General features: G+C 41.8%; 18 protein-coding genes. 3 read left to right on the forward strand and 15 right to left on the reverse strand.

What is annotated here, in order from left to right; genetic code table 11:
• The 4 genes from J7E37_RS14130 to J7E37_RS14145 all read right to left on the reverse strand — a co-directional run.
• On the reverse strand, nt 1-225 hold a 225-nt coding region (locus tag J7E37_RS14130), incomplete at its 3' end, for a hypothetical protein (RefSeq protein ID WP_215024584.1).
• A gap of 242 nt (nt 226-467) precedes the next feature.
• On the reverse strand, nt 468-1448 hold the full coding sequence (locus J7E37_RS14135; RefSeq protein WP_215024586.1) for a S66 family peptidase: 981 nt from the start codon (nt 1446-1448) through the stop codon (nt 468-470).
• Between the two features lie 64 nt (nt 1449-1512).
• Complete coding sequence (locus tag J7E37_RS14140; RefSeq protein ID WP_215024588.1) at nt 1513-2979, reverse strand: NAD(P)/FAD-dependent oxidoreductase; 1467 nt, start codon at nt 2977-2979, stop codon at nt 1513-1515.
• Between the two features lie 181 nt (nt 2980-3160).
• Nucleotides 3161-3331 carry a YjcZ family sporulation protein gene (locus J7E37_RS14145; RefSeq protein WP_214781547.1) on the reverse strand — a complete coding sequence of 57 codons (171 nt, stop codon included), beginning with the start codon at nt 3329-3331 and terminating at the stop codon, nt 3161-3163.
• A gap of 256 nt (nt 3332-3587) precedes the next feature.
• Here J7E37_RS14145 and J7E37_RS14150 point away from each other — a divergent pair, with 256 nt between their 5' ends.
• A complete protein-coding gene (locus J7E37_RS14150; RefSeq protein WP_215024590.1) occupies nt 3588-4682 on the forward strand; it encodes an SGNH/GDSL hydrolase family protein in 1095 nt (364 codons plus the stop codon).
• A gap of 63 nt (nt 4683-4745) precedes the next feature.
• Nucleotides 4746-5351 (forward strand): DUF502 domain-containing protein, encoded by a 606-nt coding sequence (locus J7E37_RS14155; RefSeq protein WP_215024592.1) that lies wholly within the window; start codon nt 4746-4748, stop codon nt 5349-5351.
• A gap of 75 nt (nt 5352-5426) precedes the next feature.
• Here the strand turns inward: J7E37_RS14155 and J7E37_RS14160 are convergent, their stop codons facing one another.
• From J7E37_RS14160 to rsgA, 4 genes are all read right to left on the reverse strand, one after another.
• Nucleotides 5427-5927, reverse strand: a complete 501-nt coding sequence (locus tag J7E37_RS14160; protein ID WP_483297214.1) for a PTS sugar transporter subunit IIA — start codon at nt 5925-5927, stop codon at nt 5427-5429.
• A gap of 57 nt (nt 5928-5984) precedes the next feature.
• Complete coding sequence (gene msrB / locus J7E37_RS14165; RefSeq protein WP_215024596.1) at nt 5985-6422, reverse strand: peptide-methionine (R)-S-oxide reductase MsrB; 438 nt, start codon at nt 6420-6422, stop codon at nt 5985-5987.
• Nucleotides 6419-6958 (reverse strand): peptide-methionine (S)-S-oxide reductase MsrA, encoded by a 540-nt coding sequence (msrA, locus tag J7E37_RS14170; protein ID WP_214781126.1) that lies wholly within the window; start codon nt 6956-6958, stop codon nt 6419-6421. Before msrA ends, msrB begins: the two co-directional genes overlap by 4 nt.
• Nucleotides 6959-7239: 281 nt before the next feature.
• Nucleotides 7240-8289, reverse strand: a complete 1050-nt coding sequence (gene rsgA / locus J7E37_RS14175; RefSeq protein ID WP_215024648.1) for a ribosome small subunit-dependent GTPase A — start codon at nt 8287-8289, stop codon at nt 7240-7242.
• A 360-nt stretch (nt 8290-8649) separates the two neighbouring features.
• Here rsgA and J7E37_RS14180 point away from each other — a divergent pair, with 360 nt between their 5' ends.
• Entirely contained in the window at nt 8650-9411 is a 762-nt protein-coding gene (locus J7E37_RS14180; protein WP_215024598.1) for a DUF4397 domain-containing protein, read from the forward strand.
• 159 nt (nt 9412-9570) lie between these two features.
• Here J7E37_RS14180 and J7E37_RS14185 read toward each other — a convergent pair whose 3' ends face one another.
• The 7 genes from J7E37_RS14185 to J7E37_RS14215 form a co-directional block, all read right to left on the reverse strand.
• A complete protein-coding gene (locus tag J7E37_RS14185) occupies nt 9571-10155 on the reverse strand; it encodes a YpmS family protein (protein ID WP_215024599.1) in 585 nt (194 codons plus the stop codon).
• 35 nt (nt 10156-10190) lie between these two features.
• Nucleotides 10191-10997 (reverse strand): SGNH/GDSL hydrolase family protein, encoded by an 807-nt coding sequence (locus J7E37_RS14190; RefSeq protein WP_251009675.1) that lies wholly within the window; start codon nt 10995-10997, stop codon nt 10191-10193.
• Nucleotides 10998-11197: 200 nt separating this feature from the next.
• On the reverse strand, nt 11198-11782 hold the full coding sequence (locus J7E37_RS14195; protein WP_215024601.1) for an SCO family protein: 585 nt from the start codon (nt 11780-11782) through the stop codon (nt 11198-11200).
• Nucleotides 11783-11880: 98 nt separating this feature from the next.
• Nucleotides 11881-12855, reverse strand: a complete 975-nt coding sequence (locus tag J7E37_RS14200) for a nucleoside hydrolase (protein WP_215024603.1) — start codon at nt 12853-12855, stop codon at nt 11881-11883.
• A 74-nt stretch (nt 12856-12929) separates the two neighbouring features.
• Nucleotides 12930-14555 carry a sensor histidine kinase gene (locus J7E37_RS14205; protein ID WP_215024605.1) on the reverse strand — a complete coding sequence of 542 codons (1626 nt, stop codon included), beginning with the start codon at nt 14553-14555 and terminating at the stop codon, nt 12930-12932.
• Between the two features lie 377 nt (nt 14556-14932).
• Nucleotides 14933-15775, reverse strand: coding sequence for a DegV family protein (locus J7E37_RS14210; protein WP_215024607.1), 843 nt, complete (start codon nt 15773-15775; stop codon nt 14933-14935).
• A 136-nt stretch (nt 15776-15911) separates the two neighbouring features.
• A complete protein-coding gene (locus J7E37_RS14215) occupies nt 15912-16163 on the reverse strand; it encodes a DUF2535 family protein (protein WP_214781113.1) in 252 nt (83 codons plus the stop codon).
• Between the last annotated feature and the right edge of the window lie 16 nt (nt 16164-16179).

Raw genomic sequence — 16179 nt, forward strand, 5'->3', positions numbered from 1 at the left:
GGGGTGACTTCGGACAACTTCTGCTCTTCCATCGGCTGTTTTGTCTGAACCTGGGGTGACTTCAGACAACTTCTGCTCTTCCGTCGGCTGTTTTGTCTGAACCTGGGGTGACTTCGGACAACTTCTGCTCTTCCATCGGCTGTTTTGTCTGAACCTGGGGTGACTTCGGACAACTTCTGCTCTTCCGTCGGCTGTTTTGTCTGAACCTGGGGTGAATTCAGACAACTTCTGCTCTTCCGTCGGCTGTTTTGTCTGAACCTGGGGTGACTTAGGACAATTTCTGCTCTTCCGTCGGCTGTTTTGTCTGAACCTGGGGTGAATTCAGACAGCTTCTGCTCTTCCGTCGGCTGTTTTGTTTGAACCTGCAACTTACTTTAGACTAAATCTGTTCTTCCACCAGCTGTTTTATCCGACAAATTCTTGGCAAAAAAAAGACACCCAAAAAGGTGCCATTAAGGTTTATAAGCCTATTCTTTTTGTTCGATAAAGATCTCGGTTTGTCCACCAGCTGCCTTTATTGTGGCAACTGCCCCAATAGGCAGTGTGGCAAGAGGCTGGACATGCCCGAAGTTGACGTTTGCAATGATTGGGATATTCCGCAGCTCTTCCTTACTTGAAATAATCTTCCTTAGTGCTTCTTCCGTAATATTGGAGTTCTTTTGGAATCGGCCAATCAACAGAGCTTTTATCGAATCAGCATCCGGAAGATGAAGCAGCGATTGCAGGTCCCTGTCGAAGCTTCTGGAGTGGCTTTCTTCGTCATCCTCGATGAACAGGATGCTATCCTTGATGGAAGGCATGAATTCTGTACCCTGAAGCAGGTTCATCGTACAAAGATTGCCGCCGATCAGCATTCCCTCTGCTTCGCCTTCCTGAAGAATTAAGTAGCCGTTTTGTTCATGAAATGTCCGATTTTCCTGGTCGAGATACCAGGCATCATCAGACCATGTTTCAGATGGAACGACCTCATATGGGGCATCATTGGTGACGGCCTGCAAGAATGATTCCATCGTATATTCAAGACCATGTTTCACGCCAAAGCTGGAAAAAAGGGGTCCAGAATACGTAACAAGACCTGTTTTTTGATAGATAGCCAGCTGCAGCGCTGTAATGTCACTGTACCCGCAAAAAACCTTCGGGTTAGCAGCAATCAAGTCAAAGTCTATATATTTTAGCAGCTGATTAGAATTATAGCCGCCAAGTGCAGTAAGAATCCCTTTTACATTTGGATTTGCAAACGCATCATGCAGGTCATCGATTCTTTCTGCAATGGAAGAGCTGAAAAAATCGTCATGGACATCTGCGTTCTTTCCGAATGTCACATTGAAGCCCAGTTTAGTCAGCCTTTCAACTGCCAAATCAACCTGAGCTTCCTTTAAAATGATCATGCTGGTCGCAGGCGCGATTACTCTTATTTCATCCCCTGGCGCTAGTTTAGGTGCAAACATACTCTCCCCGCCTCTTCTGTATTTAGGTTTATTTTATCAAAGAAGGGGAAGTGTGTATGCATCTTTAAACAAGTGCAGGCTCTGTTTTCCGGCCAACCCTGGACTTTTCGATAATGTCGGTGGCAATCCATACACCACATGCGCTTGCCTGAGCCAGTCCTCTTGTGATTCCGGCTCCGTCCCCTCCAACATATAAACCGCTTATTTCCGTTTCAAACCTGTCATTCAACTTCGGTCTTGCGGAATAGAATTTCGCCTCCACTCCATAAAACAAAGTATGGTCTGAAGCCAGACCAGGAGTAACCTGATTGAGCGCTTCCGTCATTTCAATCAAACTCTTTAGCGTGTTATATGGAAGGACTAGTCCAAGATCCCCGGGAACCGCTTCCTTCATTGTCGGTTCCAGGAATCCTTCTTTGATCCTTTTTTCAGTGGATCTTCTCCCTTTTAAAATATCGCCATACTTCTGTACAATCAGGCCGCCATTTGACAGACTGTTTGCCAGCCTGGAGATTTCATGGGCATATTCATTGGGCTTATCGAATGGTTCAGAAAAAGTATGTGATACAAGCAAGGCAAAATTGGTATTGCTGCTTCCCAGGTTAGGATCTTTGTAAGCATGGCCATTAGCAAGCATGATTCCAGAATGGTTCTCGACCACAACATGTCCGGATGGATTGCTGCAAAATGTCCTGACACTTGTCCCAACGGATGTATTGAAGATAAATTTCCCTTCATATAAATGCTCATTTATTTCCTCCATGACGACATTGGACGTTTCAACACGGACGCCAATATCGACCTGGTTATTCATCATCTTAAGTCTTCTTTTTTTCAATAGCTGTGTCAGCCATTTGGAGCCATCCCGACCAGGGGCAACGACAACTTTCTCAGCAAAAATTTTCTCACCGTTCCTTAACTCAACACCCATGACTTTATGGCCATCAGGTGTTTTTTCGGTAATCAAATCCTCGATTTCCGTCTTGAACGCCATATCGACCTTATCTTTTAAGTACTCAAAAATATTTTTCAAAATTTCAAGGTTCTGTTCCGTCCCAAGATGGCGGACCTGTGCTCTCAGCAGCTTCAAGCCGGCGGCATAGCCCCTTCTCTCAATTTCCCTTACCTTATCTGTCATAGGATCGGTTATACTCTCAGTTGCGCCATGCCTGAGATTGATTTCATCTACGTATTTAATTAGTTCGACAACTTTGGAATCAGGAAGGTAATCTGTCATCCATCCGCCGAATTCACTTGTAATATTGAACTTTCCATCAGAATAAGCCCCGGCACCGCCAAACCCATTCGTAATCGAACATGCCGGAAGGCAACCGGCAAAATCCTTCTTCCCTGCTGCTGGCGGGCATTTCTCGATCTTCTTTTGCAAAATTGGGCAGTTCCTCCGATAAATATCGTGTCCTTTATCCACAAGCAATACAGTCGCACCAGGCATTTTCAATGATAATTCATAACAAGTAAATATACCTGCCGGACCTGCTCCAACGACAATCACATCATAGTTTGTATTCATTCAGCATCCCCCGCCAATCAGTTTTTTGCTTAACACTTGGTAAATATAACAAATGACAGCAGGGGAGTCAATAAAAATCACGAACTATATTATATATTGTTTAAAATAACGTTCGTGTTTTATACAATTAAAAAAAGAGACTGCCTGGCAGACAGCCTCCTATTTTATCTCAGCACATTGTTTACCAGTTATAGCTGCAGCATGCACCAATGATGATTAACAAGATGAACAGTACGACAATCAATGCAAAACCGCCGTAACCGTAACCAGCTCCTCCTACTCCAGCACCGGCGACTCCTGCATAAGGATAACCTCCGCCACAGAAAGTGCCATAAGCTGGTGCTGTTCCCATCGGTGATGTTACAGGCATTGGGGCATTATCATATCCGTACATTAAAAACCACTCCTCGTTTGTTTTTGAATTGCTTTCCCTTTACGGTATGATATGGGTACTTGACCCGTTTGTGCATTAGCCTATTTTTTAAAATTATCGATTCAATAAAAGAAATAAATTACAGCCAGCTCGCTGAAAAATTTCTTTTCACTGTTCCTGTACTAGCAGTTACAATTAGGTTAAAGCTTTACTTTCCGGAGGGATACCAACACGAATGAAATCAAGCGCTAAAAAAATTCTCATTACAGTTTTTCTTACCGCCACAGTTATTTCCCTTTTAGCCATACAGTCAGAACATTACCTTTCCGAAGATTTATCAGTATATGAAAAGATTGAAGCAGGTTCATCATTTAATTATTTGATCATCGGTGACAGCATTGGCCGGGGTGCTGGAGCAGAAAATAAAAATTTACGCTGGTACAGCCAGCTTGAAGTGCTTTTAAAAGATTTCAGCGGGGCCCGGGCACGCAGGAATATGCTCGTTCAAAGCGGAGCCACCGCCTTCGAAGGAATTTACAAACTCCAAAAGGCTCCAAAATTCCGGGATATTGATCTCATCTTCATCGTTTTTGGTGAAAATGATCGCAAATACATGGATTCCGAACAGTTTACTTTTTTTTATGAAAAATTGATTCGAAATGCCAAAGAGCGTTACCCTGAATCTGAAATCATCACCATCATTGAAAGTCCCTTAAAACAGGAACAATTTGCAGATGCGATTAAAAGAGTATCTGTCCATTACGGAGCAAAGCCGCTGGACATGCGTATTCCTTTTGAGCAATCAGGGATGCTCACAGAGCAGCTTACGACGGATACTGTACATCCTAACGGTAAGGGATACCAGCTGTATGCTGCTTCAATGTTTGAACTGATCAAGAATAATATCGAAATAGATGCCGAGATTGCAAGTCTCCCAAAGCCATTGACCAGGGAGCAAACCTTATACTTTTATGAAAAAAAGAACTTATCTGGAAGCAAAGGATTCGTCATCGAAAATGGAATAAATATAAGCAAAAGAACTGGTGATTATCTAGAGTACGAGTTCAAAGGCTCCATTCTTGGGGTAAAAGCTATTCGCAGTCTGGATGGCGGAATGCTGAGGGTGTATATTGATGGGGAATATATCAGGACAATTTCTACCTGGTGGCCTTTCACACGTGAAAGGTATCTATATATTGCAAGCGGCCTGGATAAAGGACGGCACACTGTCCGGTTTGAAACAGTCGAAAAAACGTCTCCAAACAATACCAATGAAAAGCAAATCACCCAGATTTCTTCGATTATCGTCGCAAAGGATAAGAAAAAATAATCATAGAAAAACCATGTAAAAAAGTGTATGATACTTCCATATGTTTTGAATAAGGAGTTTACCATGAAAAGTGTATTGAAGAACTTCATTAATGGGATCCTGACAATAGTACCGATCATCCTCGTTATCTATGTCATTTATAAAGTATTTATGTTTTTAGACAGCCTTCTTGGAAATGTACTGAAACCTTATTTACAAGAACGGTACATTCCTGGCATCGGCCTTCTGACCACCCTTATCCTGATTACCATTCTGGGATGGCTGTCCACCCGGTTCATCACAGGAAGTATCATTAAGCTGATTGACAAACTGCTGGAAAAAACTCCTTTTGTCAAAACGATTTATTCGGTTATAAAGGATACGGTCCATTCCTTCCTTGGTGATAAAAAGTCATTTTCCAAGGTTGCTTTGGTTACCATACCCGGTACCGACATGAAGAGTCTCGGCTTCATCACAACCGATAACCTGAAGGCATTCCATGAGCCACTATCAGAGTATGTTGCTGTCTATGTGCCTCAAACGTTTCAGGTGGCAGGTTTCACTTTCCTGATTCCCAAAACTGACGTAGAAATCATTGATGTAAAACCTGAAGATGCAATGAAATTTATCCTCTCAGGCGGAATGACATCCACTAATGGCCAAAAATCCGTCAATGAAAACAGCCGCTGAATCAGCGGCTGTTTTTCATTGACGAACGATCCCTTTCCATTATACTCAGGCTATTCACAAGTTTGGGTACTTACCCTATTCAAAAGTCACTTCCAGGATTGGTGTCGTGCCCTTTTCAACATTTCCTTCTGTTAAAACCTTCAATGAAGCAGCCTGATCAGTGTTGGTGATTATAATCGGTGTTACTGTACTCTTTGCTTTTTCGCTGATAACGGAAAGGTCAAAGGTTACCAGTTTATCGCCTTCCTTGACTTTGTCGCCTTGAGCCACATGTGTTTCGAATCCTTCTCCCTTGAGAGAAACAGTCTCCAATCCAATATGGATCAATAGCTCTGCTCCGTTTTTCGCTCTTATTCCAACCGCGTGCTTTGTAGGGAAAACCTGAATAATTTCACCATCGATTGGCGACACGACAACTCCCTCTGACGGTTCAATCGCTACACCGTCCCCCATCATTTTTTCAGAAAAGACAGGGTCAGGAACTGCACTTAAATTGATTGCATTTCCCGTAATTGGCGCTTTCAGCTGGATTGTTTTTACCGGCTCTTCTTTTTTTCCAAATAACTTTTTAAACAAACGAATCATTCCTTCCATTCTTAGAGCTATGATTAGTCATTTGATTAATCCTTTGGATTAATCCTGAAACAGCTTGAGGTACTCTCCATACCCTTCCTCATCCATTTTTTCTTTTGGAACAAACCTCAATGCAGCGGAATTAATGCAATATCGCAGGCCATTCTCTCCGGGACCATCATCAAACACATGGCCCAGATGGGAATCTGCTGTTTTACTGCGCACTTCAGTCCTGACCATGAAATGGCTACGGTCTTGTTTTTCGGTTATTTCTTCCTCCAAAATCGGCTTTGTAAAACTTGGCCAGCCGCATCCCGCATCATATTTATCCCGGGAACTAAATAAAGCCTTGCCAGAGACGATATCCACATATATCCCTTCTCGCAGATCATTCCAATACTCATTCCTGAATGGCGGTTCTGTTCCATTATTTTGTGTAACTTCATATTGCATGGGAGTTAATCTTTTCTTTAACTCCTCTCGATTATTTTTCGTCATTTCTTTTCCCCCCAATGGTTCTTTATGAAAGCTGAACGTCCTGAACCCCTATGATAAGCATTATAATGTCCAGGATTTTTCTTATAATAATCCTGATGGTATGTCTCTGCAGGATAAAATGTTTTGGCCGGTAAAATCTGCGTAGCGATAGGTTTCGTGAAAACTCCGCTTTCGGCAAGCGTCCGTTTCGACTCTTCCGCTAACTGTCTTTGTTCTTCGTTATGATAAAAAATTGCTGTCTGATATGACTGTCCCCTGTCGTAAAACTGGCCTCCTGGATCGGTCGGATCTATTTGCTGCCAGTATAACTCCAGAAGCTTCTCATAAGGAAAGATTTCTGGATTGTATGTGATTTGCACGGCTTCATAATGACCCGTTGTCTCGCTGCATACCTGCTCATATGTAGGATTCTCCGTCGTGCCTCCAGTATAGCCGGATACAACGCTGACAATTCCCGGCTGCTCATCAAACGGCTTGACCATGCACCAGAAACAACCTCCGGCAAATGTCGCAAGCTCATTATTCCCTTTTTCCATCGTGACACCTCTTCTTTCAAGCTTTGGATAAATCAATGAAACACTCTACTCAAATACTTATTCCCTATTCTATAACTTTTAAAGCAAAAAACACATTCAGAACCCTTCAAAGAAAAAAAGCATAAGCGACCCGAGCTGCTCAAAGCAAACGCTTATCGCAAGATACTCCAGGAAGCACTCTCAGGGATGAAAACTGGCTAGGCGCTGGAGCTGGATTAAGAATACCACAAGTAGTTCTATAGAATGATAAAAGCCCCTTCACAAGGGAAGGGAACTTTTGATTATTTTCGTTTATGCTTTGAATTGTGGCGGACTTCCTTACTGATGTTTTTCCAGTGCCTCTTTTCATCAGCTTGCGCCTTTTTATCCAGCTTCCTGTCAATATAGACCAATTCTTTTTGCAGCTTTTTATAGCTAGCAAGCCTGTTTTCATCCAGCACCCCTTCATAGATGGCTGACCAGACTGCACAGCCTGGTTCGTTATTATGACTGCAATCGCGAAATTTGCAGGCTTCTGCATATTGCTCAATATCAGCGAAGCTTTCGGCAATTCCACCCTCACTTGTCCAGAGCTGGATTTCCCTCATACCAGGAGTGTCAATCAGTATCGCTCCTCCAGGCAGCAGAACCATTTCCCGATGAGTCGTAGTATGCTGGCCCTTATCATCACTCTCCCTGATTTCCCGGACCAGCTGCTTTTCAAATCCTGTGAAGTAATTGACAAGACTTGACTTGCCCACTCCCGAAGAACCTATCAAGGCCACTGTTCGACCAGGAGCAAGATATGGCTGCAGTTCCTGAAAGCCCGTACCCTCGAGAACGCTTACTGCAATAACAGGTACCCCGATCGCCACTGCTGAAACCTGATCCATTTTGGCTTTTAGGTCTGTCGCTAAATCTGCTTTGCTCAAAATAATGACAGGGTTTGAACCACTTTCCCAGGCGAGCAGCAGATATCGTTCAATCCTTCTCAGATTCAGATCATCATTCAGCGAATTTACGATGAACACTGTATCAACATTCGCTGCTACAATTTGCTCTTCGGTAATTTGCCCGGCAGCCTTTCTAGAAAACTTGCTTTTACGCGGCAGAATGCCCTTAATTAACCCTCGCATTTCACCTGGAGAAGTTTGTACAGCAACCCAGTCACCGACCGCCGGAAGGTCTTCCCGGCTGATTGCATTAAATGTCAATTTGCCAGCTAGAGTACAGAGGTATTCTCCATCTTCCAGCCACACCCGGTAACTATGCTTATGCTCTAACGCTACCCTGCCGAGCTTGATTCCGTCAGGATAATTTTCATTAAAATGACTGTTCAATTCAGTCGTCATACCAACATTTTCAAAATTCTTCAATTCTCTTTTCCTCCATTTTGCTTTCCGTAATATAAAAAACCACAGGCATGCACAGCCCGTGGTTTCAAAAGCATGGAGAAAAAAGACTTATTAGTCAGTTGATCCGCTTAGGTTAGGGGGCCGTGCAATAAGTAACATCCAACATCAATACATTTAACATCCTGCTCATTACACTCCACCTGCCTCTCTTTTAATTAGTTATAGTATATGGAAAAACATTCCTCATGTAAAGACTTATTCTAAATTTTTCTTTAACAACTGACACTGATTCGCACCTCTTGCGCCCAATTTGCATATTTTACATTTGAGCATTCAATAAATTTAGGAGTGAGGGGTATGTCCATCAGGAACCAGAATGATTACCTTCATAAAGCGGCCATGTATGATCTTTTGGCTAATTACTATAAATACCTTGATCCAAATTTGCACGTCATGTATTACCACAAGCACCTGCGAAATCTAAATAAAGCTGTCCAGTTAATGCGCTCCCCTGCTATTCAGGCTAGTCCATCCAACACATTACCATCCATGGTACGCTTTTTGCATGCTTCCCCGCCGGTAAAGGATGTTGATATTTATGTAAATGGCAGCCGAGTTGTCCGCGACTTCAGCTATAAAAACAACAGCAGCCATATGCAGCTTCCGCCAGGGAAATATCAGATCGACATATATCCTGCAGGTGAAAGTGTTTCTACTGTGATCAGCAAAAAGATTATGGTCGAACCAGGGAGGATTTACACAGCTGCCATTGCCGGGCCGGCTAAGAACCTAAGGCTGCTTACATTTGAAGACAACCCGCAAACCCCGGTAGGAGAAACAAAAGCTAGATTTATACACCTTTCTCCCGACGCGCCGGCTGTAGATATAACAGGGGAAAATGGGGATGTCATATTCCCGAACGTATCCTATAAACAGGCAACAACTTATCTGGCCTTGAATCCAATGACCGTTACGTTGGAAGCTAAAGTCGCAGGCACTAAGAACACGGTCGTTACCATCCCGGATGTTAAATTGGTACCAAACAATGCCTACACGATTGTCGCATTAGGTACTGCTAAAGGAGAACCCCCAATTGAAGTAATTGTATTGCAAGGGTGAAAAGGCCGGGCGACCGGCCTGACTTTTTGCTGCTAACTGACCATTTTCCAATCCTTATTCAAACCGACCATTCTCGTTTTTTAAGGATTAGTATTCCACTGTCTTTCACCCTGGCATTCAAGTACTAAGCAAAAAGAAGGCACCCGTAAGAGTACCTTCTTAATCCGCTGGAACAAGCAGAGTAAATTTGATGTTGTCCTTTTTCAAATCAAATTCATTTACCCGGACCTTGATATCACTTTTCAGCTTCAGCCTCTCCATTGATACGTATACTCTCTCTTCCTTCGGCTGGATATTCACAGCATCCGGCATATCGTAGCTGTCCCGGACAAATTTAAGTACAGTTGATACAGGAAGGTTGAGCCTCCCCACAGAAATTGTTCTCTGTTTCAAGATTAAATCACCATTCTTCAATGCCTGAGGCTCAAAGGTCAGACGCAATTCCAGCTCTTGACTGAAGAGCGGAAGCGTCCCATATAACTCAACCTCATCTGTCAGCAATACTTGATAATCAATCTGACTATTTTTTGCTTCCTCTTCTAAGTAATGGTTGATCACCCTGTTTAAATCACGTTTGTTGGTCGATACATTAAATGCAACATCATCCGTACCAGCTCCACTCGTTCCTGGTTGTGGTTTAGATTCCTCAACTGGTGAAGCAATGAGGAACCAAACCAACAGGATAGCTGCAGCCACGATACCCAATAGAATAAAAAAACTGATTTTCCATTTATTTTTCGTCATAAATCTTTGTAACTCCTCTTCCCAATCTCATTACCTTAGTTAGACATCGAGTCAATGACCTGTTCATCAAGGATTTCATAAATCCTGTCAGCCATTAATTGGTATCCCAGGTCATTTGGATGAAAATAATCAGTGTATAACAGGTTTTCTTCATTATTGAGGAAAATATCATGAATGTCGACAAAGTAAGCATTCCCATCCTGCTCTACTATTGAAAGACTTTGAGCATTCCATTCATCCACTATTTGATTCATTTCCTTTACATCCGCAAACCAGTTGTAAAACGGATTATAGAGTCCGACCAATACGATTGGAGCTTCCTGATTTTGATTTCTGATGGCCAGGAAGATTTCCTGCAGCTGTTTTGCGAACAACTTTTGTTCTGTCTCAAAATGGTTTAGTTTAAGACTGGAAAAATTCTCCTTCACAACTTTCATCAGATCATTCCCGCCGATTGTTAAGATAACCAGGTCAGCTTCCTTTACAGAAGATTGTATATCTTTGTTTTTCAGCCTTTCCAGAAGCTGGTCTGTCCTGTTCCCTCTCACACCGAAATTTTCGAAATTCGCATTCTTTATTGTCTTTTCTGCCTCAAGCTGCTCAGCAAGGTATGGGATATATCCACCCGTATCTGTGCTGTCTCCTACGCCCTGGGTAAGCGAATCCCCCGCAGCAACAATATGCAAATCCTTCGGGAAGAAGGAAGTCGGCAATGCTTCCTTTAGTTCCATGCCTGTTTCCTTGACCTTATTGAAGTTCCCTTTTTGAAAATTTTCAAACTGGCTGCAGGATCCTAATATCATCGCCAGCACTATATAAAGTAAGGTGAATTTCTTCAACAATATTAATCACCTGCCTTTAAAAGTATATTCATTATATCATTTAATGCCCTTTTCAGGGTTACATAAGCACTTATTTCAGCCGTCTTTATTCTCGCAAGCTGTAACTGCAACGTACTAACAGCGCCGAATGTTCCTTATAATTTGTTCAACCTGGAGAGGCTTATTCCTTGACCTAAATAAAACAGGCCACAAAATGCGGCCTATTGGAGTGTTTTAATATCTTCAATTATTTGTTCAAACGGTACTTCCTTCAGTCCAGTATAATATTTCCTCATGTCCCCGTTTTGATCGACAAGATAAAAATCTGTCCCATGGATCACCTGATCCCCTGTCTCCGGTTTCTTGACAAGAGTCTTGAAGTTTTCAAGCGCGAATTTTTCTATTTCCTCTTGTGAATAACCTGTAAGGAAAGACCAGTTCGTGAAATCAACATTGAACTTATTGCCATACTCTTTTAGTACCTCAGGACTGTCGACAGAAGGATCTACACTAAAGGAAACAATCTCGACATCCTCGAGCCCTTCTTCTTTCATCATATCCTGAAGTTTCGCCATATTGGCTGTCATTGGCGGGCACACATCCGCACAGTTTGTGAAAATAAAGCTGGCAACCCAGACTTTATCTTTAAGATCCGCCTTACTTACTGATTCCCCATTTTGATTCGTGAAAGTAAAATCCTCTATAGGATAATTTTTCGCATCCTTTAGACCGCTGTCACCACATCCCGCAGCAAAAATGATAACTGCTGAAAGCATAAGAATAGCGTAAACCTTTTTCAAAATCATCACCTGCAATCTTTCGAATAATGTCCATAGACAATTCTAGCAGACGCATTTGAGAGAAGAAAGAAAAAGGTATGAAAGAAGTGTGAAATAATCATTATTTACCCTGTGCCATTGTGTGAATTTGAATTTTTCATCGTTGTAAAAAAATCTTTAATGAACTCTGTATAGCTAAAGTTAACAGCTACTTTATGTACTGGATAATCCGCTTTATTAATTGTGTTCCTAAAATCTCCGATGCTCTGCCCATATGCCTCTCCTTTGTTCACAACAACTTTAACAGGAATTTCGAGGGAAGCCACATGATCTTCTTTTACTAACGCCCATAGTGTAAGAACATCGTGAAGGGGAGCTCCCGTCAATTCAGGATTCCTCTGCTTATAAAACTTGTAGTAATAATCAAACATTGGCTTCACCAGCTTTCCTACTTCACTCCCAATAGATTGGTAGTACTCATCAAGCTCGTTGATCAAGGCAGGTGTCACAATCGCTCCGCTTGTTACATCAAGCGGAATAATTTTCACAGGTGGGATTGCCTGGCTCAATACAATATTTGCAGCGTATGGATCTCCATAGAAATTAGCTTCAGCCACTGGAGTCACATTTCCCGGTTCGTTGAACGCACCACCCATAATGTAAAAATCCTTTACTTTTTTCATGGTTTCCGGATAAAGAATGAAAGCAGCTGCCAGTGATGATAGCCTGCCTACATTCACAATAATGATTTCATCCGGGTTCAGTTCGATTATTTCCTGTATGCCATGGAAGTTTCCCAGAGTATAGTCCGCCTCTATATCAGGGATGATTGGTCCAAGACCTTCACTGCCATGAACGTCTGGTACATATTCAGGCGGATCTCCTGTCAGCGGCAATTCTGCACCTGCAAAAGCTGGAACATCACTTCTCCCAGTCAGCTTCCGCAAATAAGCGGCATTTCGCAGCGCATCTTGTTTTGATACATTTCCGTAATCGGCAACGACGCCAACCAAATCTATATCTTTATTAAAGAACGCATATAATACAGCAATATTGTCATCTATCCCAAAATCACTAAAGAAAAGCACTTTTTTCACCAAAGTCCGGACACCTCCTTTATAAATTATATTTGGGGCTTTGAAAATAATGGCAAAATTTTAAAAAGCCCCGAATATTACTCAGGGCTTTCCATTAATAACGGGACCATAATCTCAAAAGTGGTACCTTCTCCTTTTTTACTTGAAACCTTGATTTGACCTTTCATCCTTTCAACAATCTGGTAACAAACCATCAACCCCATGCCTGTACCGCGTTCTTTAAACGAATAAAAAGCCGTACCAAGTCTTGAAAGCTCCTCCGCAGTCATGCCAATGCCTGTATCTTTTATGATAAACACACCGAAATCCCCTTGCTTTTCCAGTGTCACGCTAAGCCTTCCGCCATCCCCCATCGCCTCAATACCATTTTTTAAAATATTGATGAGCACTTGTTTTAATTCACTTTTATTGCCCCTGATTTTTACCTGATCCTTAATTTCAGTGTGCATGGAAATGTTTTTTGACATCATCGCGTAAGAACTCATCAAATCCATGACCTGCTCCGTCATCTCGCTGCCATCGATGATTTCAAGCTTCCCAACATCGGGTTTTGCCAGACTCAAATAGTCATTTATGATTGTCTCCGCCCTGTTCAATTCTTCAATCATAAGTTTTAAATACATATGATCTTCCTCAGTCATATCTTTAGAAAGGAAGATTTGCAAAAAACCTTTCACGACAGTCATAGGATTCCTGATTTCATGAGCTACAGAAGCAGCCAGCTGGCCGATTGCGTTCATTTTCTCTGCCCGCTGGAGCTCCTGCTGTACCTTTGTGCGTTCAAATATATCCTCCATTGTGTTAATCGCTTCCTCTAACAAAAGCGATTCCTTATCCTCCAGCGGTGGTTGGCCGAGTTGCTTTGAGGCGGCTGAAACCCTATCGAATAGCTGCGAGAGCTGAGAAGCCATCTCATTGAATTTTTCACTCAATAAACTTAACTCTGATTGATCGTGAACAGGCAGCTTGACGGTGAAATTGCCAGAACTGATTTCCTTAATGCCAAAGAATAAGTCATCAACTGGTTTCATGACCTTCTTAAGGCCCCAATTCAGTATTACATAGACAATAGCCAAAATGGCGGCCATCTCCAATAATAACAGCATAAGGATTTCCATTTGATTTTCCTTAATTATGGAAGCCTTTGCATCTATTCCAAGAATGGCCACCACATTTCCACTGTTATCAGTGATTGGGGCGAAGGATGAAATCCAGGAACCGTATTGATCGGTGAAGATTTCCGTACTCGATATTTTCTTCTTTTCCCGGGTATTTCGATATGCACTTATAAATTCTTCACCTGCATCATAGAACATTAGAGAATCGAAAGAGTACGCCTTATAAATATCGGATGCGGACAAGATGTAAACTTTCTGATTTGGATATTCCTCAGGCAGAATAATATAAGCCCCAAGGAATGAAGCACTTTTGTCGCCCACCATCGTCAGGAGTTTTTCCAGCCGCTTGACGGAAGGGTTAGACTCATCGCGAAACTCATTTGCCTTTCTAATATCTTCAGGATCCAGTGTAGATGACCAAATTCCTGCGACTCCTTCAACCTTGTCAGCCATTTGACTCTTCAATTGTTTCGACTGCAGGTAGAAACTTGTCCCCGTTATCGACACTACTACGATCGTTGTGATCATAAATGAAAACATTAATATTTTTTTAAATAATGGCAGGTTCTTAACATTCAGTTTCATAATTTCATTGTCACATTCCGTTCTATCCTAAAGTGAATTGTTGAAAATATTCGACACAACTTCATAATTATCCTGTATATTTAAATAACTTTGCCCAGCTATCATGGTGTACGCAATAAATTTCAAGGGAAAGGGCATAAAAAAGTCCTGAAGTTATACACTTCAGGATCTATCACTTCATTATTTTATTCAAATGCTGTTTTCGAAAAGATTGTTGTTAAAATCCTAAAGCAGATTTTAACTTGATAATAAGCCATTATGTAGTTTGGAATTAAGTGTGCAAGCCCTTTTCTCATAATTAGCTTTAATTTTGTGAAGGAACATGGGTCATTTAATCCTACTTTGCAGTCAATAGCAACAAAGTTTGAGAAAAGAGCCTATTCAAAATAATACATGAACCCAATAGCACCAGGACCCGTGTGAGTACTTACAATTGGTGTCGTTTCTTCGATGGAAAAGTCATCATATCCAGAAGTTTCAATAACGGCAGACTTTATTTTCTCGGCCAGTCCTTCTCCTTCCGCATGAACAAGTCCTACCCCTTTAATGGTTTTCCCTTCTGTATCTGCGGCAAATTGGTTTCTAAGGTATTTTACAACTTGCGAATGACTTCTAGCTTTAGAGACAGGAGTATATTCTCCTCCTTCGAGTGAGGCGATCGGTTTAATATTCAATAATGAGCCGATCATTGCTCTTCCTTTGCCAATTCGCCCTCCCTTGACCAAATTCTCAAGGGTATCAACGACGACAAAAAGACGAGTCTGTTTTCTAATCTCATCTAGTCTTGCTACTATTTCATCAGCTGTTTTACCTGCAGCGGCCATCTGCGCAGCCTCAAGAACTTGAAAGGCTAACCCTTTCGAAATAAAGCGGGAATCAACCACATTTACCTTTGCACTGGTCATCTGGGCGGCACTTTCTGCCGAACGCACCGTACCGCTCATACCGCCTGTCATATGTATAGAAATGATTTCAAAACCATCCGCGGCCAGCTCGTCATACACCTTCAAAAACTCACCGGCAGGCGGCTGGGAGCTCTTTGGCAAATCAGGAGAGGCTTTCATCTTTTCCATAAATTCCTTTGGACTGATATCCACTCTATCTAAGTAGTTTTCACCATTAATAGAAATTGATAAAGGGACAACAATAATCCCCCACTTTTTGATGAGTTCATCATTCAAGTCACAAGTAGAATCAGTTACAATTTTGATTTTAGTCATAAATTCACATCCCTATCAAAAGCACTGCACTATGACTATTATACCTATTCTCAGATGCAAAGAAAATTATTTACATTCAAAAAACCCTGTAAAAAGAACAAAAGCGCCTTTGTGGAGGCGCTTCAAAAATGAATCTTCAGGCGTTATTTTTTAATTCAGCACATTGGAATAACTGCTCATAATCCGGCCACTTCATAACTCTCTTTAAATACTCTTTAAAAGAATAAAACTTTTTTGCGTTTCTTTCCTGGTAGATTGCTGTTATAAAAGTTTGCAAACGGACTTGGATCATAAAATAATAGGTGCTCTCTTCTTCCAACACAGGAATATCCACGACTTTAACCTTCTGTCCAACAACATTTTTGAACTCTAGGCTTTTGAATAGCAAAATATCAATCCTCTTT

This window comes from Bacillus sp. ISL-39 (assembly GCF_018613295.1).
GTDB lineage: Bacteria > Bacillota > Bacilli > Bacillales > Cytobacillaceae > Mesobacillus.